We start from the raw sequence: 22,400 nt of genomic DNA, 5'->3' as shown, positions 1-22,400 counted from the left end.
AGGCTTAAATGATCTTCTGATAGGTCGCGATATCGAGAAACTTGCCCCATTTGAAGCCGACCTCACGGAAATAGGCGCACTGCGTGTAGCCATTTTTCGTAAACATATGAATACTAGGCTTGTTATCAGCGCAAATCGTAGAGATTAAGGTGTGAAAACCACTCTCTTTTGCGAATGCTTCAATATGCTGAATAGCCGCTGAACCAATCCCTTTACCAACGCACTCAGGACGTAAATAGATGGTTACTTCTCCTGTAGTGGCATAGGCTTGCTTTTTCTTGTGGGGCATAACTTGAACATAGCCTTGGAGGTTTTCATCGAGTGTAATCACATAAGTCCTGTACTTGGGATTCGGATGAACAACACTTTCAGTGAACTCCGTGATGTCAACGGGCTCCGTATGAAAAGAGGCGGTAGAATTCATCACGAAATGGTTGTAAATTTCCATTAATGGGGGTATATCGGACGTTTCTAATGGTTTAAACTTAATTGTAGACATGCTGCGACTCCTTATCCTCTTTTTCAAATAGACATATAGAATCATTCCATGTATCTTAGATATAATATCTTACTATATAATAGAAGATAAAGCTGAAACATCGCAAATAGGGGGAGTCGCATGTCGGGCAATTCAGGTTACATTCTCGTGATTATCGTTGGGGTCATCGTACTTGCAGGTCTTACATTCATGAATCTTCGCAAAATTAGTAAGTCCACCGCGGACTTGACTCAACTCAAAAAAAGAACGCTTCTCTGGAGTGAAATATCACTGGCGCTTTTCGTTCTGCAGTTATTCTTCCGTGATCGTCAGGGCGGATTCTTGCTATTCTTTGGAATACTTACACTTTTTACAGGTGCGCATTACCTAGGTGTACTGTATTATACGAAAAAAAGAGGGAAATAAAAAGCGAAGTTGAGGCTTTCCTAAGTAGTCCTGCTACTGAAGGAAAGTCTCTTTTTTTATGAGGATTACTCATTCCAGCTTGCTGGTTGTGTTTTCGTTGGCGATTTCAGCTTCTGGTACCATTTCTTCTTTTTCTTTTGTTCCAGTAACGTTCTTAGCTGCAGCATAACAAGCTTCGCCCTGTCTTCATCGGCGTATTTGCCTCGTAGACGCTCAAAAATCGTAGGATCTTGCATGGGATACCTTCTTTTCTGACTGTAAGATGAATGCGAAATAAAGAGAATATACGTTCTTATTTTCTTTAATAGTATATGAATTTTAGAGATTGAAGTCAACAGGCTCCGAGGAAAAATTATCCCGCGGAGTTTTTTTTATTTTTTAGCGATATTCCTTTATTAGGTAAGCGGTTAGATCCAAATCTCAGATATCCGCATTAAATGTAAAGAATCTTAAAAAATTGAGGTGATGACAATGGCTCGAGTAAAAGCAGTGCGTCAGCCTGATTTCGTTTTGATTACTTGGACAAGAGATCCCCTTCGTCCAGGTTCTGCGCGCAGAATTACCTCCTCTCGTGTGATCGGAAATGCTTCACCTTGTACGTTTACGTTAGCTCCTGGCAGACTGCTCATTAATGCCTTTAACTGCTTGTTGGATGCAGATATCGGTTTTAGAGTGGTATTTCAGAAAAACACATCAAGAATTAGCGGTGTAGTATTGTTACAGCGTAATCATTAGCTTGAGCACTATTTAAACCACCGAGAGGTGGTTATTTTTTTGAGGCAATTGAACGTCTTAATCTGTGTGAGTTATAGTGGTTAAATATTATTGGGATTAAACGATATGGACGTAAAATACACGGAATGACAAGAAACGTCTATTAGCGAGCAAACTGCTCGGAAAATAGAAGAAAATATTATTTCTATGGAAATATTCAGATTACTCAAAGAATGGATGTTTCATTTTCATATAAAGAAGCCAGTATTAATAGTTGTTAGAAAGAGGGAATCTAGACTTTTTGAAGAATTTGTCTTTGAGATATTACAACCATAACAAGGAGAAATACAATGCCTACCTTATTTAAAAGCAAGAAAGCAATGCTTCTCGGAGCTGTAATCATTTTTACACTGGGGAATGTATCAGGGGTGTCCGCCAGCACGACTCTTAAGGAAATAACGGCTTATTTGGACAGTGGTATACGCCTAGTTGTTGATGGACTTCCGTTCACTGCAAAAGATTCTGATGGCAAAATTCTTACTCCGATCAATTATGAAGGCAATACGTATTTACCATTGAGAAGTGTAGCTGAAGTGACAGGAATGAGTGTAAAATGGGATGATGCAACAAGAACTGCAACCTTAGGAGCTTTGTGGAACCAAGAATCTGAGAGTCATGAAGAAATTTCCTTAGACAGAACCTTTGAGCTCACTTTACCAGGAACATGGACTAGAAATGATAAAGGCATTAATAAAGTTAATCCGGAAATAGATTATGGAGCAATAAATACGAAGTTAGATGCACCAATTTTTATGGGAGTCATCTCAGAGTCAAAAAGTACATATGTAGAAACAATGAAGCTGGATGATTACCAAGAAATAATAATTGATCAAATGAAGAGTAATGATACAATTACAGACTTCAAAGTAACATCAGAAGAAGATTTAACAGTAAACGGATTTGCAGCAAAACAAACAGAAATACACAGTGTTATTAATAAAAGCATAAATGCTGCCTATCAAATTACATTTATTGAGACGAAAGACAGATTCTATCAGGTTATTTTTTGGACAACAGCCAAGCAAATGATTAGTTCAAGAGGGGATTTGTCAAAAATAGTTAGTTCATTTAGAGAGATGAAATAATTGTTAATTTAAAAAAGATCCTGTAATTAACAGGATCCTTTTTTCTATCGCAAATGTGATCGCAAAAGTGCGGGAATACTGCTCGGGCTTTTTTCTGTGGATCAAAAGTTAATTAGTTAAGTCCTCATCTGATTTGTCCGCTGTTGTCGCATTTTCCTTCACATACTCGCTTTGATCACTACCCCAAACATAATCATAATTTGTAATGTCTGGCTTGTAGTCAGATTCGATATTTTCGTTTTTCTCATCCATAATTTTACACTTCCTTTACATTATGGTTTGAAGGAAAGAGAGAGGAGTCCCTTCCCTTCAAATTCCAATAGCCAGCTTATTATCTAAGGTGTACCATTATTATGGGTATTGCAGAAAATGTTTATTCATCCATTGCTACATCATTACTGTAAAAACATTGAATTAATTGAAAGGCTTTTTATGCACGTAGAGCTTAAGTGGTAAGGAATTCGTTGTATCAGTCGGGAGGGATGACAGGATGGAATATCGAGTAGCACATAAGGAGACAGGTGAAGAGAGAACACTGACTCATTCGGAAGTTAATGACATGGCATATAACGCTGATGAACGTATCATTGTATTCGATACAAATTTGGAGGCGTATTATTTGCTCGATGATGTACACGAGTAGTCTATAAAAACAAAGAGCCTCGCTGGGAAAATCCCGCGGGGCTTTTAATATGCTTTTGTTAACCATCTAAAATAACACCATAAATGCCATTACTTCTATTTCTTCTTTTTTCTGCTGCCATGATTTGGTTTGTTATCTTTTTGATCTTTCAAGTGATTTTCTTGCTGTTGGTTGTTTGTTGACATAATAGTAGCCCACCCTTGTTGTCATTTTGAAGCACTAATATTGTGTGCATGTAAAGGGTGCGTCTATACAATGAACTCCTCAAATAACGGCAGTGGAGAAGAACTGGAAGAATAAACATTATCTTCATCACCGATAATAAGCGTATAACAGAATTTTATTTTGATTTAAGGGTAATTTAAGCAGCCACGGCTATTCTTATGTGGACTCATTAAAATCTGAGGGGGGACTATTATGGACATTGATATTTTGTTGGCAGAAATCCTCGAATCGCAGGATGATTGGCATGTAACGGCGACTGATACCGCATTTATTATAGATCCACGTATGGATTCCGATCATGAAGCGGGGCAAATCCCCGAGTAATACAATTTATTGTCATCCCCAATACTCAAAGTCCTATCCATCCCTTACAACTTAATTAACAGACAAAGAAGCACCGACCTCTGCGTCAGCGCTTTTTTGTCATATCTGTATAAACAAGCCTTTTAGCCATAAAGAAAAGTTCCGCTCATCTAATTTGGAAACGCTCAAGGCAACGCGGTCGGCCTAACCATAATCTCGCTGACTAGAGTGTCATCAGGTTCATTAATGGCAAACGCGATAGCTCTGGCAATACTATAAGGAGAAATCCCTTTGCCGCTTAGTTGATTGGCTATCGACTGCACTTCGGGGCTGGTAATGCTCTCAAAAAGTTCGGTCTGCCTCAGATCTGGAGCAATCACCGTAGCTTTTATATGAGAAGTCGAAGACTCTTCCAGGCGTAAACCTTCCGAAATGGCTCTAACAGCGAACTTTGTTGCTGCATATATGGCTGATGTCGGGGACACCTGATAACCGGAAGTAGAAGATAGGTTAATGACATGACCTGACTGCTGCTCACGCATGGTAGGTAATACCGCTGCGATACCGTATAAAACTCCTTTGATGTTCACATCGATCATTTGATCCCACTCATCTACTCGTAATTCACTCATCCTGGAACTCGGCATCTTATGGTTAAAATGGAAAGGGCGGACGATGAGCCCATTATCGACTATGAGTTAAAAGCCCAATTCATGGCCTTTGCTTTTATTGGCATTGTGGAGTGGTGGATGCGTCATCAAATGCCGCATTCCACACAATTTATGGCCGATCAGGTTAGGAATTTATTTGAAAAGAATCAAGTTTACCCGAAATAACATTGATTGTTTGGGGGATATGAGGTTTGTCCACATTTGATCGTAGTCCTCAAAATTAGTATAATAGATAGGTTATTATCCTAAATTCTGAATGATAGTTGTGAAGCGGGAAAGGTGGACATCTGATGATCGCCGTTTACATAGGGGCTGGATTAATCGGGCTGCTGCATGTGTATATTTTGTGCCTTGAGATGTTTTTGTGGACCAAACCGAGAGGGCTCAAGGCATTCGGCCTGACGCAGGAATTCGCGATTGCTTCCCGCTCGTTGGCTGGCAATCAAGGCTTATATAATGGTTTTCTAGCTGCGGGGATTTTCTGGGGGCTATTATATCCCGATCAAACCGTGAGCAAGCATATTTTGATCTTCTTCTTGTTATGTGTGCTGGTCGCCGGCCTATACGGAAGCTTGACGGCCAAACGTTCGATCCTGTTTGTGCAATCGGTTCCGGCGTTCGTGGTGCTGGTTGTCATTTGGTTCGTGATGTAATAGGGATAGGCGTCATTTAGCTTAAAAAAAGGAGCGGCTGCTGCGGGCAGAATGCTCCTTTTTTTTGATTCGATTATTGTTTTGCAAGCTGTTTTAAAGACCATCTTATCTTGATGGGCCCTAAGCAGGAAGAGTTAAGAAAATAGACATCTTATTATGGAGAGCAGCGGAGGTAAACAAAGAAAACGTTTGAGGGGAGAGGGGAATCAATGGTCTTTGACGAATTTATAAATGTATAAAAGTGGCATTAGATTTTTGTGGATCTAAGTTTGCATAACATAGGAGGTCGTACAAATGAATGAACGTGAACCTAAGAAAGAGCTAATTGACCTTCCATTTCTGCTTGATGATGAGGACCCGCTTGTTGATGATGTAATGAGTGATCAAGCGGCGGTTGGTTATTTCATTGAGGCAATGAAACGGGCCGGGATAGAGCGTGAAAAGATTGCAGAGACGCTTGTTCGTCTAACTGACGTTTATTCAATGCCTCCATATGAAGCAACTAGGATCTATTATGAGTTCAATGAGCAAAATGAAGAGGGATAATTTACTTTGCAAAGACACCGTAGCGGTGTCTTTTTCATGGAGGTTAAGATTAATTGCTAAATTTTGAAGAGATAAATGAGTACTTATTCTATGAGTTTGCTTATGATGTCACATTTAGTAAATCTGAAGTGTCATGATTGAAAATCATTTATAATATGAAAAGGCTGGAAGGTAAAGTTATTTAGAATCCTGCCAGGCAAGAACACGAACTGGTTCTAAATAAATAAAAAGCCGCTAAAAATGCGGCTTTTTTATTTCAATCATTAAACAAGCCTAGCTCATTTGTGAGATTAACAAATAAAAGTTCGTAATGGATGTCTTTTGATCCTAATCATTAAGATATTGGAGATTAATAAAAGAACCTATTCCTTGTGGGATAGGCCATTTCTCAATATATAAACGTTATTGTAATAAGGAGGAGATTAAGATTATGGCTATGCATACTCCGAAAAGGATAAGAAGTACCTTCCACTTTTTTGTTTCTGTTGTTTGGAAATATGAAGTAACTGATTCACGGCATAGATAAAAAATTAGGAAACCATCAAATGCAGATCGTACACCGGATTTAAGATAATAACTTGTTATTTTCTGTGAACTTATATCTCCGTATTGTTCAACAAGTATGGGTATAGATAACATTGCATTCATATTTCGTGTAATTTCATAAGCAAAATAAAATAACGCAAGCCACCAACCCCACTTCTTACCAAGAAACATTCCAACTGCGGTTGCAAGACTAAGGACTCCTAATAATGTAACTGCTGCTTGAAAGAAATAGCTCGATACTCCAATTAATGAAGATACGTCACTAAGCTTGCTAAAAAATGAAACCTGAGCAATTAAAACTATTACCCCTGCAATTGCGATCCAAATAGCTAGTAAACTAACTCCAATTGGTCGATCGTATGAATATTGCATTATTTCTTCTTCATTAGATTTTGGTGCAAAATTTGACAATGTCTTTCCCCCTAAAATAATATTTTTTATTGTATCATTAGAACTAAAATGTAACAATGTGGAAACTAGCTGGGATGAGAATAACTATTCATTTTACAATTTCGTAGGATCCGGCAGTGAGGATTTGGAGAATAGAGAGGACTATTTCCATTGGATCTACCCTTTGATTTTAAAGCGATTCTTAAACGCTTTTATGACGGTACAGGATATGCCAAGATTGCTGCTGATTTGAATATTACCCTAGGCGAGCTCTCAGTAATGTTGGATGAGTATCGGAAGAGAGTTGCTCCACTGGCTAAGAAGTGGGATGACTGGAGGCGAGAGCAGGATACAGCTGTAAGTGAGAAGTCTGAGGATAAGACTGCGGATGCTCCAATCGGTGAAGTAGTTGAGTTTACTGAACCAGGGAACGAAGAGAAACAATATTATGTTACTGATAAGGAAGAGAAGGGCACTCAAATCGGTAAAGATGAGCTGGAAAACTTTATTTTAGGAGGCTATGGTCCATCGTATGAAGATTTACCTTATGACTTCACGGAGCTCCTCAGCCGTAAGCGAAAAGGAGAGACGTGGATGGAAATAGCACAGTCATTGAAAATAAGTTCAAGTAAGTTATCTGCTGATTGGAGTGAGTACATAAAACGGATTAAAGCTGTTTTAGATGGAGAAAATGGTGCCGCATAAAAAGGAGGGATAAGAAATGAAATGGAAACAAGAGCTTTTAGGGTTAAATGATATGAACAAGGCGTGGCACTACGTGTTGAGGAAGAGCGGCCAGCGGGTGTTCCGGAAGATGAGATCGAGAGTGGCTCGGTGGAAGTTGATCGGACAAATGTAAATCAATAATGAAAATCCTCTGCGCGTAACATTTCCGGGATCGCAGAGGATTACAGCTGATTCATCTATCTAACTTAATTGAATATTGAAATACATCAACGATTAATGCTCAGATTTCGAAGTTCGTTTCATAATACGCAAATGAAACGGTAAATAGAAATAGTATACAACCAAATAAACAGGTATCGAGTACAAGGGGTTCCAATGCTTTAGTGTCATTACCCCAACAGCTACAGCTAGCCACTCGGCAAGCTCAGATACAGCTGTAAAAAATATTGTGTAGAGAAGTTTTTTTGGTTCTTGATAAACGTTTAGATAGATAACGGCAAAACTCGAAGGAATAATAGTGTACATGAAGAACTCGGGGATACCGCGTTTATTGGGGCTACCAACGTCAAATAAATCAATCCACACGGCAAATATTGTGTCGACAACCCAAACAAGTCCGGCGATTAGACCGAAAGTAAGATATATTTCTGGCATGTTTAATCTTTTGGGCATAAAAACGATGAACAACAATAGAAAAACACCAAGAATAGCTGAGTACCACCAACCGGTACTAAAATCCATATTTTGAATGAATTGTTTCATAAAAGACCATACACCTCACATACTGGGGATGGTCGTTAGTTTGTCCATTAAGTGGAATTGTTATGAATGAACATCGGCTGAATATTCAACATTTGTTGCGATCTTTAAGGTCAGTTCAAGGGAAAAATAAAAGATCCCCGTCTAATTACTTATAAATTTATGGTACGATTAAAATTACAGTTAATATAGTCCAGCGTGTTTTAGAAAAACAATAAATATACTGAGGAGAAAAAAATATGGGAATGATAGGGTACCTAAAACAAATCTCTACTGAATCACTTGAAGGAATTATTGCAGGAAATATGAACATTGCTGAATTCATTTATAGCAACGAAAGCGAAAGTAATTCATTGGATCTTGATAAAGCTTGGCATGCAATTCATTTTCTTTTGAATGAAAGTGCTTGGGAAGGGCAGCACCCATTTTATAATGTCATTTTGGGTGGCATAGAATTGGGTGATGATTTAGGTTATGGACCAGCAAGATATTTAACAAGTGAAGAAGTCAAAGAGGTAGCTCTGAGTTTGTCCAACCTTAACGAGAATGAGCTTAAAAATAGATTTAGTCCTGAGAAAATGAAGGAATTAGATATATATCCCTCGATTGATTGGGCTGAACAAGGTGACCTGGAGTATGTTTTTTCCTATTACGAAGAATTAAAGAAATACTACATAGAGGCTTCAGAGAAAAACAGTGCAATGCTTCTGTACATATCTTAAGCTCAAGATATTATTTCAATGAAAAGAGATGAAATTAGTAAATATTCAAAAATTATTGAAAGTAAGGATATGAATATTGGAGATTTAAAAGGAACTTATTTTTCGAGACAAATTTTGGATTTGTGAGATTAAGAGAGATGATGATTGACTCAGAAAATATTTATGAAATACGTGAATGGAGTAATTTGGGCCATCAAGTTAAATTTGAGTTTTTCGAACCTAACTATGATGGAGATGGGGAAGGATTCTGGTTTACAGATGAAATGAACTGGATTATATATTGTTCTCATGAGAATTCAATAACTTTTGGAGGAGAATTATTAATTCGAAGAATTAAAGAAAATTGGAGCGAGTGGAATGAATATCTCTGGTGAAACGTTCGGATTAGCTAAGAATGGAGCTTTTTTTGTTAAAGGGGAGAAGCGGTGGCGAGCAGCACAAGAGGCAGGCCTTACAGAACTTATTTGCGTAGTTGTGGAGTCAAGCGATGAGGAGTCTAAGCTTAACGGTTAGCCAAAGTCATTGCGTGGCCGGACTAACGAGGAGCTGCTAGCTTCGCTTTTGGAGGAGCTATCTGCTCATTACTCGATCGAAGAAATATCTATTCAGACCGGCTTTCAAATGAAAGAGCTCAATCAGTTGCTTCCAGGATTAAATTCGGACACCGAGCTCATTACCCCGGTCTAGGAAGATGAGTTCGATGTACAATTGAGCCGGTGCTTTTAAATCGGGCTGAGGCTACGTAATTTCTTGCAAAATATTAAACTAAACGGGTAGTTTAACACAGTATTAATCATCGTTCATTGGTCCTCAGCATTTACCTTCAATGGTATACGTCCAATCAATCACTATTTAACAAACATACTTTATACCGTAGTGACAAAACACCAGAGGGGAATGAGTAAACATGGGAGCAGGGTATGGTGGAAGTTGTGCAGGTTATGGCAACAACGTAGCAGCTATTTTGGTTCTTTTTATTCTTTTGGTTATCATCACATCAGCTTTTGTATGGTAATTTCTTAATCTAACACAAAGAAACAATGAGAAAAAACGGCCGCGAAATATAATGCGGGCCGTTTTTTCGTTGTTCTTATCATAAAAAGGTCACCCTTAATCTTATCTCAGGGTGACCTTTTATGGTAAATGAAGGGTGAAATATGAAATGAGTGGGCTGTGGTGGCTTAATATATAAGATTCAAATATTAAAATAATGCGTGGGCACATAGCGGGAATTTGTGGTTATTATTTTTTACGAGTGCCGGCTATTCCAACACTCAATTTAGTTCAAACGTCCAATCAATGACTAGTTAACAAACATACTTTATACCGTAGTGACAAAACACCAGAGGGGAATGAGTAAACATGGGCGCAGTAGGTTATGGTGGAAGTTGTGCAGGTTATGGTAACAACGCAGCAGCTGTTTTGGTTCTTTTTATTCTTTTGGTTATTATCTTAATGACTTTTGCAATTTAAACCAACATCATAAAAAAAACAAAAACGGTCTTTTCGCAAAATAGATGCGAATACAGACCGTTTTTTTCGTTGATCTCTTCAAAGAAAAAAGTAATCCTTAATCTTACCGAGATGCTGAGGTATTGGGCTGACTTCCTTGTTTGTTGCGTAGAACTAATAGACCTATAACCTATAAAAAGAAGGACGCTCGATCGTCCTTCTCGTGCACCGGAATACTCCCGGTGAGCCGAGTCAAAGTATCGAAAAATCATCCAAGTCGGCATTGCTCGCTGGGTGAAGGACTTCCAGGATGGTCGGATTGAGATCAAGACGGTTGAGGATCTGAAGAAGCTGATTGAGGTTGATCTAGAGCTACAAAAGGATGAATTTTAGAGGACTTTTAATTATTGTGAAGAATAGGAATATTTGTAACAAATAATTGAAAGGACTGATTTGATGAATTTAATGGTTATTATTTTCATTATGTTCGTTGTTTTTTGTTTAATTGGTATATTCAGCAAAGGCAGGTATAGAAGAAGTAATTCTACCCATCATCACAATAATAGCTCTAATCTCTTTATCAATAACACTTCTGATCATGATATTAATCACCATCACCAACATCATAATCATCATAACAACCATAGTCATATTCATCATGACCACCACCATCGCCACGATCACAATCACAATGATTCTCCCAGCGGAGGCGGAAGTGATAGTGGAGGTGGGAGTGACAGCGGAGGGAGCAGTAGTAGTAGTAGTAGTAGTAGTAGTAGCGATTAATTGCGAGAGTCAAATTGACTCTCTTTTTTATTTTTCCTTGTATTACGCAGTCCTGACAGGGATAAAGCCAAAGAAATATGGCTCGGCAGCGCAGGTAAGATGAAACTCAAAGACCTTGCTGCAGAGCTCGGACTTGGGTTTCTTTATTTAAACATTTTATTTATTAGACTAAAAATGACAAAAGCTTTTCTAGGGTTTCTTACCCCTCATTCTGGTAAGGCATTTTAATCCCTAGCCAGTGAACAGTTACTTTTTTATACTAGTACTTCCTGCTACAAACTTATTTTAAACTTAGATGTACGTATTCCCAATTTCATATCATCTTCTCTGGCCTTGTAATTACCTATGTTTACCATATGGGAGTCTATATATATGCATAAAAATATGTGTAATTGGAAAATTTAAGTATACTGCCATCGTAAGGAGGATCTGATTGGTTTGAACGGAAAAATCACCCCATTTCAGTTGTCTATGCTGCTGATTACATATATCGGAATCTCCAACCATGTCATCCTGATTCCAATATTGCTAGATACCGCGAACCGCGACGCATGGATCTCTGTCTTGGCCGCCGTTGTACCTTCCTTACTTCTTGGCCTGCTGTATGTATATATGTACAAACATATCCCTTCTTCGCTTTCCACCTGGGTAAAAGAGAAAACAAATTCACTGGTGTGGCTTATTTTCACGGTTCTGTTCACCTTATACTTCTTAATTCAGGCTAGCATCAGCATACGGGATACGATCGTTTGGTCAAATACATCATACTTGACATATACCCCAACATGGGTAGTCGGTATATGTCTCATCAGCATCAGTTATTACACGGCAAGGAAGGGACTGGCCGCAATTGCAATCACCAATGGCATTCTGCTACCCTGGATCGTTCTATTTGGCTTTTATATCATGGCAGTAAACTTTCAATATAAAGATTACAGCTACTTGTTTCCAATCTTCAAAAATCCAGCGCTATCTATCACACATGGCGCTTGGTACACAACATCGGGTATTACGGAGATCTTTCTCGTGTTCTTCCTGAAGGACAATGTTAAGGGCAAGCTGTCTCGCATGAATATGATGCTGGTTGTGCTTATGTTGATTGAGCTGACATTTGGACCATTGTCAGGCATAATCGCCATGTTCGGTCCAATCGAAGCCGAGAAACTTCGATACCCGGCGTACGAGCAGTGGCGCATGGCGTCCATCGGAAGCATGCTAAGTCAAACCGACTTTTTGTCCATTTATCAATGGTTAGCCGGTGCGTTTATACGAATTTCGCTGGCGATCTATATCATTCACACCCTGTGGGTGAAAAAATGGAGGCATCCAGAAATATTGCTCATTCTGATTTCCTTGTTTCTTTTTGTAATCAATCAGCTCAAGCTGTCGGATATAAAGTTCCACGATCATGTAAAAACCTATTATACGAGTTCCAGTCTGTTTTGCGGTGTCACTAGCTTCGTGCTCTTAATTTGTATTTGGGCAGGAAAGAACAAGAAGGCGGTGAGGCAAAATGGCTAATATATGCGAAAGTGACATACGGCAGTTATTTGAGGACTGCGGCGATGTTAGCCTCGAACCAATCGGCGGCTTTCTGTTCATTTTCTGCCAAGGCATGTCCAATCGGGAGCAAATCAATGAAGTAAGCACATGCAGCACAGACATTTGGCGGCAGCACCCCGTTACTTTAACATCGAATTGGAAGAACGAGCTATCGTCCTATGTGTTTAGTGGCAACTTACTTCTCTTCGATATGGAAACGGTTTGCTGTTACCTGCACTATGTTGCAGACCCGCCCCAAAGAGACCCGGAAGAGTCCGTCATGGAAACGTCCTCCAAGGGAGCGCGCGACGGATTTACCGAAAGCATCAAGACCAATGTAGCGCTAATCCGCAAGCGACTGCTAACTCCGACACTCAAAGTGGAATCTTTTACAATTGGTGTCCGGAGCCAGACCGAGATATGTTTGCTCTACATCCAAGATATTGCGAATAAGGAGGCTGTCGATGAGGCTCGAGCAAGATTGCAGAATATCTACATCGATGCGCTAATTACGAGCTCTCAGCTGGAAGAAGCCATATCGGATAAGACCATGTCGGTGGTACCGCTTATCGACAATACCGGGCGGCCCGATTTTGCCGCTGAGTACTTGATCGGCGGCCGATTCGTAGTTTTGCTTAACGGTTCGCCACTCGCCATTATCGCCCCAGTTACGCTTACATCGCTTATGAAATCACCAGAAGACGGCTATTACCGTTCGGTGATCAGTTCTTTTCAACGGCTGATCCGACTAGTTGGCTGGTATTTGGCGTTGTTCCTGCCCGGATTCTACATCGCGCTGATCGGATTCAATTTCGAGCAGGTTCCACTGCCTTTGTTAGCTACAATTGCAACAAATCGCATCGGACTTCCGGTCTCACTTCCATTCGAGGCGATTATCGTGCTCATCATGTTTGAGTTGTTTAAAGAAGCAGGATTGCGGCTACCCAAGTCAGTAGGCCCAACGGTAACCGTCGTCGGCGGTATCATCATAGGTGATGCAGCTATAAGAGCCGGCATTACGTCCCCTACCGTAACTGTCGTGGCTGCGACCACGGTAATATCCGGCTACACGCTGGTGAATCCGACGCTGAGCGGCATCGTATCGATCGCACGCATCGTCATCATGATCATCGCCTCTATTCTCGGGATGTTCGGGTTCTTCTTGTCTATCTTCTTCGTCATCGCCTATTTATCCGATCTCAAATCGTTCGGGCTCCCGTATCTCTCTCCGATTTCACCGCCATCTTGGGCAGATATCACAGGGGCTCTGCTTAAGAAACCGGCGAATAAAATGAAAAAGCGTGCACAGAACCTACATTTGCAGGACGATACGAGGATGAAGGACGGAAAATCATGAAGAGGGCCTGGAAATCGGCTTTAGTCGGCTGCATCATGTTGTCCCTTTGTGGATGCTGGGACGTAAAGAACATTCAATACTTCAATTTCGTTAATATGATCGGCATCGATTACATCAACGGAAAATATAAAATCTATGCGCAAATCAATGATCTCGCGTCCATGGCGAAGCAAGAAGGAGGCGGAAACACTCCGAATCCGATCGTTGTTGGAACAGGTGAAGGCGAAAGTATCGGGATGGCGATGTTCGATCTGCTGAAGGAAAGCCAGATGCGAATGGATTTGACACAGACTAAAGCGTTTATATTTAGCGATCGCCTGCTTGCCAAGGGGGTCTTCGATATCCATGACGACTTGATGCGAACGCGCGATCAACGCTATACACCCTGGGTATTTGCAACTAATGAAGACCTCAGCAAGATTCTAAGCACAAAACCGATCACCGGCAGCTCCTCTATTAACACATTGTACTACCAGCCTAATCTCTTATATAAGCAGATACAATCCTCCTTTGTGCCAGTGAATTATCAGAAGTTCATTCGATCTTCAAGGGAACCGTTCGAAACCATGCTGCTGGATCATTTAAAACTCTCCGAGAGCTGGGACAAAGATGGTAAGCCATTTACACTGCCAATCGTGAATGGCCTTGTCGCTTTGAAGAACGGAAAGAGCGAAGCCAGATTCAACCGTAAAGAAGCAAGCGGAGTGAAATGGTTAAATGAGAGAACCTTCCGCGGTATTCTCCCCATCAAGGACGATCAAGGCACATTCGTTGGAACCGCAGCGCTAAAGAACAATAAGGTAAAGAAATCAGCCGCATATAAGAACGGTAAACGAATCGTTAAACTAGAAATTAGCATGGACGCCTCCATTCGAGAGCAGAAGAAACCGCTTGGGCTAAATGAAATGAATATGTTGATTAAGAAGAACGTCGTGGATGAAATTACAGAAACCTATGAAGTTGGGAAGAAACGCTTCGTTGACATTTACTCCTTGAACGAAGTCTGGTATCGCAAAGGTCTGACCGTCAATGAAGATATTCCGGATCTTGAGCTCCATATCAAAGTCAATCTCTTGGCTACCAACATGTTCGAGTTGCGGGACTAGCTCTTATGAAACGCCTCCACTAAGGCCTACTACGAAGAATACGTCCTCAAGGTCTATGAAAGGGTTAAGCCTATAGTTTAAAGCAAGGAGATTAATCTAACGTGGAGTTGAATAAAGACACCGCGGCAGGCTAGTCAAAGCTGCTTTTCATTTAGCAAAATCATGTAATTAAGCTAAACCAACTAATATCTTGTCAAGGTTTTTCGAAGCGGAAACTCAAGAAGAACGAACCCACGGCGGTCAAGATCTTCACGAGCTTGGCGAATCTTCACAAATCACAAGCGACAAACTGGAAAAGGCCGTTAAGCAACTAGAAGAACGTCTGCTGGAAAACCCAAAGGAAAAGTTCCTTAAGAAGGCGGTTCGCGCGCTTCGTGAGGACTTGCTACCTCGCCTCCAAAAGTACGAGGCTCATGAAGATATTTTAGGCACGCGCAACAGTTACAGTAAAACCGATCACGACGCCAAATTTATGCGGATGAAAGAAGATCACATGCAAAACGGTCATCTCAAGCCGGGTTACAATATGCAGATTGGCACCGAAAATCAATTCATCCTTGGTTACAGCGTACACCAAATGCCTACCGATACACGTTGCCTCATTCCTCATCTTGAAAAAGTAAAGTCGCAGCTCAGCAAGCTGCCAAGCAGCGTCATTGCCGACGCGGGCTATGGTGGCGAAGAAAACTACGACTATTTAGAGCAAAACGAAATCGATGCCATCGTGAAATACGGTTATCGTTGTCAGGTCACAGTGCACTTGGTCAAAGAACGCCGCTTCCTTTGGTTGGTCTCAATATAGATACAAGTATGAGCCAGTGTTCTATGCCCATTTGAAAGGTAAGTCGCCGGCATGGTACGGGGACCGGAAGCAGTCGACCATATGGAAAGCCGGCTTGCCCAGGATCTGCCAGAGCTTTAGACTTCTTTGGCGGCAGCGGATCTACACCGATGACATGTGAGCAGATGGACCGAACATGCAGGACATTAGAGCTGGACCCAGTCTTCTGTGATGTAATTAAAAAAGCGGTTCACTGAGTGGACAGGAATAGAGCATGTACTATTGAATCGGGCTGCATATGCATAGAATCTCAAATTTGGATAAAAATACGGGCAAGGGAATGAATGGGAAACTAAAACATAAGTCGACAGGGGGAAGTTGAGTAGCTTGGCCAGATGGCAATGGTATAAGCGGTGGTCACGACCAGTATCGACCAGTATCCCAGCAAAGTCAGAAGCCTCTGTTGATTGTGTGAAATGAACCGCCTGTCGTCCCATTTCTTTATTGGTCGTAGCGATGATTCGAAAAAAAGTCGGGGTGATCAACTTGTGGATAAATCTGATTAAACAGATTCTTGTATTCCTGTTGATTGCTCCTTTGCTTTCGGGATGCTGGGACCGGCTGGAAATTGAAGACCGCGCCGCCGTGCTAGCGATTGGCATTGATGTAGCTAAACCCGGTGATGAGAAAGAAAGCAGCAACGCTACACATAATATAAATAACCAGTCGGAATCGAACAAGAATTTGATTCGGATCACGGTCCAGATTGCCGTTCCCGGAAGGATTCCGCTCGGTACAGCGGGCGGATCGGGCAACCCTCCCGGGCAGAAGCCGGTGTGGGTGCTGACTAGCGTCGGCCATACAATCGATGATTCCTTGATGAACTTGCAGCAGCAGCTGGCAAATCAATTATTTTACGGACATTTGCGGGTAATCGTGATTTCGGACGCGATTGCGAGGAAAGGAATTGCAAATGAGAATGATTTCTTTCGCCGTCAACCGCAAGTCCGTAGAACCGTTTGGATGGTCGTTTCTAAAGGGCCGGCAGCGGATATTATGAATGCCAACCCTGAATTGGAAAGAGTGCCGACGTTATATTTGCTTGCCACATTGGAGCATGCTAGGGAAATGGGCAAGCTGCCCAACAATTTCTTGGGCGTATTTTTCAGTCAATCCTCGGCCAAAGGACAGGAAGGATCGGTTCCATACTTGGAGCTAAAGAAAGCGTCGAACATTGAAATCTCTGGATTGGCTTATTTTCGAGACGATAAAATGGTGGGCACGTCGAAAGCCGTACAGATCGGCCATTATATGGCGATTAAAGAGATTAACCCTGGCGGGTATAGCACGCTCCATCAAATGCCGAATACGAATACATCGGTTATTTTTAAAACAACGCATAGGAAGTCGAGAATCACGTCAACGATTAAAAATGGAAAAGTTTACATCAAAGTAAATTGCCAGGTGGAGGGGAATGTGGAAGAAAAATCGAACGAGAATTTCCACATTACAGAAGAAAATCTAAAAAAGATAGAAGATAAAATCGAAAAGGACGCCAAGCAGGCGTTTGAAGATTTCATTCAGCAAACCCAAAAGGATGGCAGCGACATTTTCGGCTTCGGGGAATATGTACGTGCTACACAGCCCGTTTATTGGAACAAGCAGGTCAAGACCAAAGAAGAGTGGCAGCGTCAGTATGAAGACATAAACGTCGATGTTAAAATGTTCGTCAAGATCAGGCGGATCGGAACAAAGAACCGATCAAGAATTTTTGGGTGACAATAGGGAGATTTGTGTCATTAATGTAGGGAGGGTTGAATTGATATTCAACTAACGATAAACGTTAGCTTGCCGTGGCCACGGATATACGAACGCATGATCTCACATCTATTCTAACGAATGTTGGGAGTGTTCGCAATTGAAAGATGAAAATACGAACAAAGTTAATGAAGAGCTCTTGTTCAAGCATGAGCTCGTACTGCTAGAAGGTATCCTGGAATTCAAATCAAAGTATCGTAAAATCATTCAAGCCGGCATCGCTCGCTGGGTGAAGGACTTTCAGGATGACAGGATTGAGATTGATCTGGAATTACAAAAGGATGAATTTTAGAGGACTTTTAATTATTGTGAAGAATAGAAATATTTGTAACAAATAATTGAGAGGACTGATTTGATGAATTTAATGGTTATTATTTTCATTATGTTCGTTGTTTTTTGTTTAATTGGTATATTCAGCAAAGGCAGGTATAGAAGAAGTAATTCTACCCATCATCACAATAATAGCTCTAATCTCTTTATCAATAACACTTCTGATCATGATATTAATCACCATCACCAACATCATAATCATCATAACAACCATAGTCATATTCATCATGACCACCACCATCACCACGATCACAATCACAATGATTCTCCCAGCGGAGGCGGAAGTGATAGTGGAGGTGGGAGTGACAGTGGAGGGAGTAGTAGTAGTAGTAGTAGTAGCGATTAATTGTGAGAGTCAAATTGACTCTCTTTTTTATTTGTAATGCCAAGAGAACGCAGTCCTGACAGGGATAAAGCTAAAGTAATATGGCTCGGTAGCGCAGGGAAGTTGAAACTCAAAGACCTTGGAGCAGAGCTCGGACTTGAGGAAACTCAGATCCTGAAATGGGAGAGCCAGGACAAATGGGATGCTTTATTATAAGGTAACATTACTTAATGAAGTGAAAAGTAACGGTACTAAACGAATTGGAGCTCCTATTGGTAACAAGAAAGCCGTCACTACTGGAGAGTTTGGATCCATTTGGATGGACACTCTCGAGGAAGAGGAGCAAGAGCTGGGTGTCGTTGTTCCTATAGATAAGCTGCTGTCCACGAAGATTGAGGAATCAGATATTAGGGTAATAGATGATCTGCTACCCCTGGAAGATGCGTTGACAAGGGTCCAGGATAAGAAATTAAAAGCTATCGAATTAAAGGACCAGTTTGTAGATGCAGAGCGTGATCTTCGGTTTCAAAAGCTCCAAGCTAGAAGTGAACACTTTGAACAATAGCAGCATTATGGATCCAGTTGTATTGGACAAGCTATTAAGCTGTCAAGGTAATTGATAATTAAGTCTTTTTATACCTGATTGCTTGATTTTACGAGGAGATTGAAAAGAAGACAAAATAAAGCAGCGGTATAAATTTTACGTTCTTTTAGGTTTAGAATGGAACAAATCTTCTTGCCACTTATAATAACCATAAATAACTATGGAAAAAAATACAAATAGGAAAAACCGACCCCATGGAGTAATGTTAACTAACTTATAGATCCCTAATACTTCTTGAAACAAATAATGTATAGGAAAAACAGCAAACATGAAATCCATGATGATGTTAGCTATAATATATTTCCAAAATTTCCCGTATGTAAAATAGAAAACCCATAAAGTTATTACTGGAAAAGCACCAAAAACACCAGAAACAAATAAGGGTTTTAACCACGGAATAAGCGTTTCATTAATTACCCAATGTTTTTGATTCATGGCGACTACGTTATAAATTATCATTAAATATGAAGCGAAAATGGCTGCAGGCATAAAACGTTTTATATTTTCCTTTTTAATTAAAAATAATGTGAACCATGGACCAATTAATACAGTCCATAATACTATTTTATTTAACAAAATAGTTAATCCCCTTTAACGTTTTTTATTTTTATTATTTGTTTCTCTTCAGGTATTATTCTTAAAGATTAATACAATCAAAAAAAATGTTGAGATAAGGACCTGTGTTGTTAAACTAACTTCCCGTTCGTACGCCGTTATCAGTCTAACAATTTATTTATCAATCCATTTACACTTTGAGGTGAAAGCAGAGTTGGGAAAGCTTCGAGTATGGAATTTACGATCATCGAAGGAGGTATCTATGAGGATACAAGTTTCCGTTATAACACCGGTGACGTGGTTCGAGTCATACTTGATGAGCAGCAGCCTGTGTTCTACGGTTACATCTTTACGATCAACGATGGTCCGATGAAGCTATTAAGATCACCGCATTTGATCAGCTCAGCTATTTAATGGGCAGCGACACTTATGTGTTCAAAAATTCGACAGCTACGGAAGTTTTTAAAAAAATAGCCAGTGACACCGAATTAAAGATAGGCTCACTTGCTGATACAGGCTACCGAAGGAAGGTAGAAGATGGGACTAAACTTCTTGATATCATTTGTACGGCATTGGCGGATACAACTGTTGCAACCGGTCGTACCTATGTCTTTTACGATAACTTCGGAGAACTTGCCTTACGAGATTTTGTCGACTGGAAATTAGATATTTCTATCGGCGATATAAGCTTAGCCTATGATTACAAAATGACTCGCTCTATTGATACCGATACTTATAACCGTATTAAATTGGTCCAGGACGTGAAGAGCAAGGAAGAGGGTCAAACTTCTAAAGTGGTTGGGTGTGATGCATTCGTTGTTCAGGATAGTGCAAACATAGCCAAGTGGGGCAGACTGCAGCTCTATCAAAAAGTTGATGATAAGTTAAACCGAGCACAGGTAAATGAAATTCTGAACAAACTCATGGTGTTAAAGAGTCGCGAGACGCGTACGTTCACTATTGATGCTATCGGTGATATCAGAGTGCGTGCAGGCTGCTCTATTTCTATTAATATTGGGGATATCGATGTGAATAATTATTTCCTTGTTGAAGAATGCACGCATAAGTTCGAAGATGCAGTTCATTCCATGTCATTGGAATTGAAGGTGTATGGATGAAAAAGATAGCTGAACTAGCAAATTTAATAAAGCAAGCCGGAGTCGGTGCTGTTGATGCAACCTCACCTGTATCTGTACTATTAGGAACAGTAACAAACACAAATCCTCTCGAAGTGTCCGTTGATCAGCGGTTTTCACTCGTTGAGGATTTTTTAATTATTCCGGAACAGCTCACACACTATGAGGTTACGATAGGTATTCAAGTAGTGGTCATTCGGCGCGGCCTTGAAATCGGCGATTCGCTAATCCTCCTTCGGATGCAAGGTAGTCAACAGTACATCATTTTGGATAGGGCGGTGTAGGAATGATCCCTCAGGGCGGAGTAACCACCATGCAATTACTACAAGCTAAACAGGCTAGCAAAACCTACCAACTTGATCCGGTCTCCAACCGAATTGTGGGAATCGTAGATCGCCTAGAGGCAGTAAAGCAAGCTGTATATAAGATCCTCCAAACAGAACGCTTCGAACATACTATTTATGGTTCTGATTATGGTAGTGAGCTTAGCTCCGTCATTGGGAAGAGTGATACTTATGTTCGTGTAGAGTTGAATAGACGCATTCAAGAAGCCTTAATGCAAGACGATCGATTACAATAAAAAGTCTCCTACTATCCTACCACCATCTGTAACTCTTGAATTAGATCCTGTGTTTTGTGATGTTATTAAGAAACGTTTTTATGAGTTTACGGGTATTGAGCGGTACTTTTAAATCGGGCTGAGGCTACGTAATTTCTTGCAAAATATTGAACTAAACGGGCAGTTTAGCACGGCATCAATCATCGTTCAGTGGTCCTCAGCGTTTACCCTCAATGGTATACGTCCAAGCAAGCAATAAGTACTGAGCGTATACTTTATATCGTAATTAAAATTTACTTGAGGGGAATGAGTAAATATGGGTTATGGTGCAAGTTGTGCAGGTTATGGTAACAACGTAGCAGCTGTTTTGGTTCTTTTTATTCTTTTGGTTATCATCTTATCAGTAACTTGTGTTTGGTAATCATCTTATCAGCAGCTTGTGTGTTCTAAAATTCTTTAATCAAACACTAATATCGAGAAAAACAAAAGCGGTCCTATCGCGAAACAGATGCGAACACGGGCCGTTTTTTCTCGTTGTTCTTATCATAAAAAGGTCACCCTTCTCAGGGTGACTTTTTTATGGTAAATGAAGGTTAAAATATGAGATGAGTGACTGTGGCTGGTTAATATATAAGATTCAAGTTTAAAAATAATGCGTGGGCACATAGCGGGAATTTGCGGTTATTTTTACTGGGTGTTATAAAAAGGTAGTTAACCCGGCACTGAAGGAGCGGATCAAGATAATACTAATTCTCAGTTTCTGTTCGATTTAATTGCTCGGCTATTTTGAAAAATGTAGATTGTGCTTCGAGTGGTACAAATTCACAAGCACCAACATAGCTGTTGTCACTCACCTGCAGGGACCATCCGAATTCTTTATTATGAATGCCGGCTATTCCAATACTCAATTTGGTACATACGTCCAATCAAACACTACTTAACGAACATACTTTATACCGTAGTGACAAAACACCAGAGGGGAATGAGTAAGCATGGGAGAAGTAGGTTATGGTGGAAGTTGTGCAGGTTATGGTAACAACGCAGCAGCTGTATTGGTTCTTTTTATTCTTCTGGTTATTATCTTAATGACATTTGCATTTTAAACCAACATCATAAAAAACAAAAACGGTCTTATAGCGAA

The 22,400-nt window shown here is 40.4% G+C and carries 35 protein-coding genes and 4 pseudogenes; 30 read left to right on the top strand and 9 right to left on the bottom strand.

Annotated elements, in window-relative coordinates; genetic code table 11:
- Positions 1-4 precede the first annotated feature (4 nt).
- Positions 5-499: a GNAT family N-acetyltransferase gene (locus tag J2Z65_RS01940; RefSeq protein ID WP_167064209.1), complete on the bottom strand. Its 495-nt coding sequence runs from the start codon at positions 497-499 to the stop codon at positions 5-7.
- Positions 500-619: 120 nt separating this feature from the next.
- Here J2Z65_RS01940 and J2Z65_RS01935 point away from each other — a divergent pair, with 120 nt between their 5' ends.
- Positions 620-904: a hypothetical protein gene (locus J2Z65_RS01935; protein ID WP_167064212.1), complete on the top strand. Its 285-nt coding sequence runs from the start codon at positions 620-622 to the stop codon at positions 902-904.
- A gap of 65 nt (positions 905-969) precedes the next feature.
- Here the strand turns inward: J2Z65_RS01935 and J2Z65_RS01930 are convergent, their stop codons facing one another.
- Complete coding sequence (locus tag J2Z65_RS01930; protein ID WP_167064216.1) at positions 970-1,140, bottom strand: hypothetical protein; 171 nt, start codon at positions 1,138-1,140, stop codon at positions 970-972.
- Positions 1,141-1,375: 235 nt separating this feature from the next.
- Here J2Z65_RS01930 and J2Z65_RS01925 point away from each other — a divergent pair, with 235 nt between their 5' ends.
- Positions 1,376-1,639 (top strand): hypothetical protein, encoded by a 264-nt coding sequence (locus tag J2Z65_RS01925; RefSeq protein WP_209855705.1) that lies wholly within the window; start codon positions 1,376-1,378, stop codon positions 1,637-1,639.
- Between the two features lie 329 nt (positions 1,640-1,968).
- Positions 1,969-2,763 carry a stalk domain-containing protein gene (locus tag J2Z65_RS01920; RefSeq protein ID WP_209855703.1) on the top strand — a complete coding sequence of 265 codons (795 nt, stop codon included), beginning with the start codon at positions 1,969-1,971 and terminating at the stop codon, positions 2,761-2,763.
- Between the two features lie 108 nt (positions 2,764-2,871).
- Here the strand turns inward: J2Z65_RS01920 and J2Z65_RS01915 are convergent, their stop codons facing one another.
- Entirely contained in the window at positions 2,872-3,015 is a 144-nt protein-coding gene (locus tag J2Z65_RS01915; protein ID WP_167064228.1) for a hypothetical protein, read from the bottom strand.
- A 238-nt stretch (positions 3,016-3,253) separates the two neighbouring features.
- Here J2Z65_RS01915 and J2Z65_RS01910 point away from each other — a divergent pair, with 238 nt between their 5' ends.
- Together J2Z65_RS01910 and J2Z65_RS35625 are read left to right on the top strand one after the other, a co-directional pair.
- The gene (locus J2Z65_RS01910; RefSeq protein ID WP_167064231.1) at positions 3,254-3,406 is read left to right on the top strand and encodes a hypothetical protein; all 153 of its coding nucleotides are present in this window, start codon (positions 3,254-3,256) and stop codon (positions 3,404-3,406) included.
- 417 nt (positions 3,407-3,823) lie between these two features.
- The gene (locus tag J2Z65_RS35625) at positions 3,824-3,955 is read left to right on the top strand and encodes a hypothetical protein (protein WP_275691062.1); all 132 of its coding nucleotides are present in this window, start codon (positions 3,824-3,826) and stop codon (positions 3,953-3,955) included.
- Between the two features lie 164 nt (positions 3,956-4,119).
- Here the strand turns inward: J2Z65_RS35625 and J2Z65_RS01905 are convergent, their stop codons facing one another.
- Positions 4,120-4,566, bottom strand: a complete 447-nt coding sequence (locus J2Z65_RS01905; protein ID WP_240159904.1) for an SDR family oxidoreductase — start codon at positions 4,564-4,566, stop codon at positions 4,120-4,122.
- Positions 4,567-4,584: 18 nt separating this feature from the next.
- On the opposite strand from J2Z65_RS01905, the gene J2Z65_RS01900 reads away from it, so the two are divergent.
- The 3 genes from J2Z65_RS01900 (at position 4,585) to J2Z65_RS01890 (ending at position 5,804) form a co-directional block, all read left to right on the top strand.
- Positions 4,585-4,770 carry a TetR-like C-terminal domain-containing protein gene (locus J2Z65_RS01900; RefSeq protein WP_167064234.1) on the top strand — a complete coding sequence of 62 codons (186 nt, stop codon included), beginning with the start codon at positions 4,585-4,587 and terminating at the stop codon, positions 4,768-4,770.
- A gap of 125 nt (positions 4,771-4,895) precedes the next feature.
- Positions 4,896-5,258 carry a DUF1304 domain-containing protein gene (locus tag J2Z65_RS01895; protein ID WP_167064237.1) on the top strand — a complete coding sequence of 121 codons (363 nt, stop codon included), beginning with the start codon at positions 4,896-4,898 and terminating at the stop codon, positions 5,256-5,258.
- A 294-nt stretch (positions 5,259-5,552) separates the two neighbouring features.
- A complete protein-coding gene (locus J2Z65_RS01890) occupies positions 5,553-5,804 on the top strand; it encodes a hypothetical protein (protein ID WP_167064240.1) in 252 nt (83 codons plus the stop codon).
- A gap of 402 nt (positions 5,805-6,206) precedes the next feature.
- On the opposite strand, the gene J2Z65_RS01885 is transcribed toward J2Z65_RS01890, so the two are convergent.
- A complete protein-coding gene (locus tag J2Z65_RS01885) occupies positions 6,207-6,761 on the bottom strand; it encodes a hypothetical protein (RefSeq protein ID WP_167064243.1) in 555 nt (184 codons plus the stop codon).
- Positions 6,762-6,911: 150 nt separating this feature from the next.
- On the opposite strand from J2Z65_RS01885, the gene J2Z65_RS01880 reads away from it, so the two are divergent.
- Both J2Z65_RS01880 and J2Z65_RS01875 read left to right on the top strand, forming a co-directional pair.
- On the top strand, positions 6,912-7,445 hold the full coding sequence (locus J2Z65_RS01880; RefSeq protein WP_167064247.1) for a hypothetical protein: 534 nt from the start codon (positions 6,912-6,914) through the stop codon (positions 7,443-7,445).
- Between the two features lie 16 nt (positions 7,446-7,461).
- A complete protein-coding gene (locus tag J2Z65_RS01875; RefSeq protein ID WP_167064250.1) occupies positions 7,462-7,599 on the top strand; it encodes a hypothetical protein in 138 nt (45 codons plus the stop codon).
- Positions 7,600-7,700: 101 nt separating this feature from the next.
- Here J2Z65_RS01875 and J2Z65_RS01870 read toward each other — a convergent pair whose 3' ends face one another.
- The gene (locus J2Z65_RS01870) at positions 7,701-8,189 is read right to left on the bottom strand and encodes a hypothetical protein (protein WP_167064253.1); all 489 of its coding nucleotides are present in this window, start codon (positions 8,187-8,189) and stop codon (positions 7,701-7,703) included.
- A 236-nt stretch (positions 8,190-8,425) separates the two neighbouring features.
- Between J2Z65_RS01870 and J2Z65_RS01865 the strand changes: the two genes are divergently transcribed.
- From J2Z65_RS01865 to J2Z65_RS01845, 5 genes are all read left to right on the top strand, one after another.
- Positions 8,426-8,908 (top strand): YfbM family protein, encoded by a 483-nt coding sequence (locus J2Z65_RS01865; protein ID WP_167064256.1) that lies wholly within the window; start codon positions 8,426-8,428, stop codon positions 8,906-8,908.
- Positions 8,909-9,045: 137 nt separating this feature from the next.
- Complete coding sequence (locus J2Z65_RS01860; RefSeq protein WP_167064259.1) at positions 9,046-9,282, top strand: hypothetical protein; 237 nt, start codon at positions 9,046-9,048, stop codon at positions 9,280-9,282.
- A complete protein-coding gene (locus J2Z65_RS01855; RefSeq protein WP_167064262.1) occupies positions 9,266-9,421 on the top strand; it encodes a ParB N-terminal domain-containing protein in 156 nt (51 codons plus the stop codon). The genes J2Z65_RS01860 and J2Z65_RS01855 overlap by 17 nt, the downstream gene beginning before the upstream one ends.
- 394 nt (positions 9,422-9,815) lie before the next feature.
- Complete coding sequence (locus J2Z65_RS01850; RefSeq protein WP_167064265.1) at positions 9,816-9,923, top strand: YjcZ family sporulation protein; 108 nt, start codon at positions 9,816-9,818, stop codon at positions 9,921-9,923.
- Between the two features lie 347 nt (positions 9,924-10,270).
- On the top strand, positions 10,271-10,381 hold the full coding sequence (locus tag J2Z65_RS01845) for a hypothetical protein (protein ID WP_161405885.1): 111 nt from the start codon (positions 10,271-10,273) through the stop codon (positions 10,379-10,381).
- Positions 10,382-10,861: 480 nt separating this feature from the next.
- On the opposite strand, the gene J2Z65_RS01840 is transcribed toward J2Z65_RS01845, so the two are convergent.
- Positions 10,862-11,050 (bottom strand): hypothetical protein, encoded by a 189-nt coding sequence (locus J2Z65_RS01840; RefSeq protein WP_209855701.1) that lies wholly within the window; start codon positions 11,048-11,050, stop codon positions 10,862-10,864.
- Between the two features lie 153 nt (positions 11,051-11,203).
- On the opposite strand from J2Z65_RS01840, the pseudogene J2Z65_RS01835 reads away from it, so the two are divergent.
- From J2Z65_RS01835 to J2Z65_RS01805, 8 genes and pseudogenes are all read left to right on the top strand, one after another.
- Positions 11,204-11,374, top strand: a pseudogene (locus J2Z65_RS01835) (phage terminase small subunit-related protein); the annotation flags it as partial.
- 210 nt (positions 11,375-11,584) lie between these two features.
- Positions 11,585-12,667, top strand: coding sequence for a GerAB/ArcD/ProY family transporter (locus J2Z65_RS01830; protein WP_167067243.1), 1,083 nt, complete (start codon positions 11,585-11,587; stop codon positions 12,665-12,667).
- Positions 12,660-14,045 carry a spore germination protein gene (locus J2Z65_RS01825; RefSeq protein ID WP_167067246.1) on the top strand — a complete coding sequence of 462 codons (1,386 nt, stop codon included), beginning with the start codon at positions 12,660-12,662 and terminating at the stop codon, positions 14,043-14,045. Before J2Z65_RS01830 ends, J2Z65_RS01825 begins: the two co-directional genes overlap by 8 nt.
- Entirely contained in the window at positions 14,042-15,151 is a 1,110-nt protein-coding gene (locus J2Z65_RS01820; RefSeq protein ID WP_167067249.1) for a Ger(x)C family spore germination protein, read from the top strand. The genes J2Z65_RS01825 and J2Z65_RS01820 overlap by 4 nt, the downstream gene beginning before the upstream one ends.
- Before the next feature lie 208 nt (positions 15,152-15,359).
- Positions 15,360-15,887: pseudogene (locus J2Z65_RS36050) on the top strand (transposase); the annotation flags it as partial.
- A 1-nt stretch (position 15,888) separates the two neighbouring features.
- Positions 15,889-16,238, top strand: a pseudogene (locus J2Z65_RS36045) (DNA modification methylase); the annotation flags it as partial.
- A gap of 240 nt (positions 16,239-16,478) precedes the next feature.
- Positions 16,479-17,711: a Ger(x)C family spore germination protein gene (locus tag J2Z65_RS01810; RefSeq protein WP_167067251.1), complete on the top strand. Its 1,233-nt coding sequence runs from the start codon at positions 16,479-16,481 to the stop codon at positions 17,709-17,711.
- Between the two features lie 139 nt (positions 17,712-17,850).
- Positions 17,851-18,042: a hypothetical protein gene (locus J2Z65_RS01805; RefSeq protein WP_167067254.1), complete on the top strand. Its 192-nt coding sequence runs from the start codon at positions 17,851-17,853 to the stop codon at positions 18,040-18,042.
- 108 nt (positions 18,043-18,150) lie between these two features.
- On the opposite strand, the gene J2Z65_RS01800 is transcribed toward J2Z65_RS01805, so the two are convergent.
- The gene (locus J2Z65_RS01800; protein WP_209855699.1) at positions 18,151-18,339 is read right to left on the bottom strand and encodes a hypothetical protein; all 189 of its coding nucleotides are present in this window, start codon (positions 18,337-18,339) and stop codon (positions 18,151-18,153) included.
- 123 nt (positions 18,340-18,462) lie between these two features.
- On the opposite strand from J2Z65_RS01800, the gene J2Z65_RS36040 reads away from it, so the two are divergent.
- Positions 18,463-18,621, top strand: a complete 159-nt coding sequence (locus tag J2Z65_RS36040; RefSeq protein WP_205300932.1) for a phage terminase small subunit-related protein — start codon at positions 18,463-18,465, stop codon at positions 18,619-18,621.
- Positions 18,608-18,970: a hypothetical protein gene (locus tag J2Z65_RS01790; protein ID WP_205300933.1), complete on the top strand. Its 363-nt coding sequence runs from the start codon at positions 18,608-18,610 to the stop codon at positions 18,968-18,970. Before J2Z65_RS36040 ends, J2Z65_RS01790 begins: the two co-directional genes overlap by 14 nt.
- 135 nt (positions 18,971-19,105) lie before the next feature.
- Here the strand turns inward: J2Z65_RS01790 and J2Z65_RS01785 are convergent, their stop codons facing one another.
- On the bottom strand, positions 19,106-19,585 hold the full coding sequence (locus tag J2Z65_RS01785) for a hypothetical protein (RefSeq protein WP_167056056.1): 480 nt from the start codon (positions 19,583-19,585) through the stop codon (positions 19,106-19,108).
- 210 nt (positions 19,586-19,795) lie between these two features.
- Between J2Z65_RS01785 and J2Z65_RS01775 the strand changes: the two are divergent.
- From J2Z65_RS01775 to J2Z65_RS01755, 5 genes and pseudogenes are all read left to right on the top strand, one after another.
- A pseudogene (locus tag J2Z65_RS01775) lies at positions 19,796-20,682 on the top strand (XkdQ/YqbQ family protein).
- Complete coding sequence (locus J2Z65_RS01770; RefSeq protein ID WP_167056065.1) at positions 20,679-20,984, top strand: DUF2577 domain-containing protein; 306 nt, start codon at positions 20,679-20,681, stop codon at positions 20,982-20,984. Before J2Z65_RS01775 ends, J2Z65_RS01770 begins: the two are co-directional and overlap by 4 nt.
- A gap of 29 nt (positions 20,985-21,013) precedes the next feature.
- A complete protein-coding gene (locus tag J2Z65_RS01765) occupies positions 21,014-21,280 on the top strand; it encodes a DUF2634 domain-containing protein (RefSeq protein WP_167056068.1) in 267 nt (88 codons plus the stop codon).
- Between the two features lie 295 nt (positions 21,281-21,575).
- Positions 21,576-21,680: a YjcZ family sporulation protein gene (locus tag J2Z65_RS01760; protein WP_167056071.1), complete on the top strand. Its 105-nt coding sequence runs from the start codon at positions 21,576-21,578 to the stop codon at positions 21,678-21,680.
- 571 nt (positions 21,681-22,251) lie between these two features.
- Positions 22,252-22,362 (top strand): YjcZ family sporulation protein, encoded by a 111-nt coding sequence (locus J2Z65_RS01755; protein ID WP_167056074.1) that lies wholly within the window; start codon positions 22,252-22,254, stop codon positions 22,360-22,362.
- Positions 22,363-22,400 lie beyond the last annotated feature (38 nt).

The organism is Paenibacillus aceris (assembly GCF_017874035.1).
Classification (GTDB): Bacteria; Bacillota; Bacilli; order Paenibacillales; family NBRC-103111; genus Paenibacillus_E; species Paenibacillus_E aceris.
The sequence above is the reverse complement of the archived record's forward strand: the minus strand, read 5'-3'. Positions and strand labels throughout refer to the sequence as shown.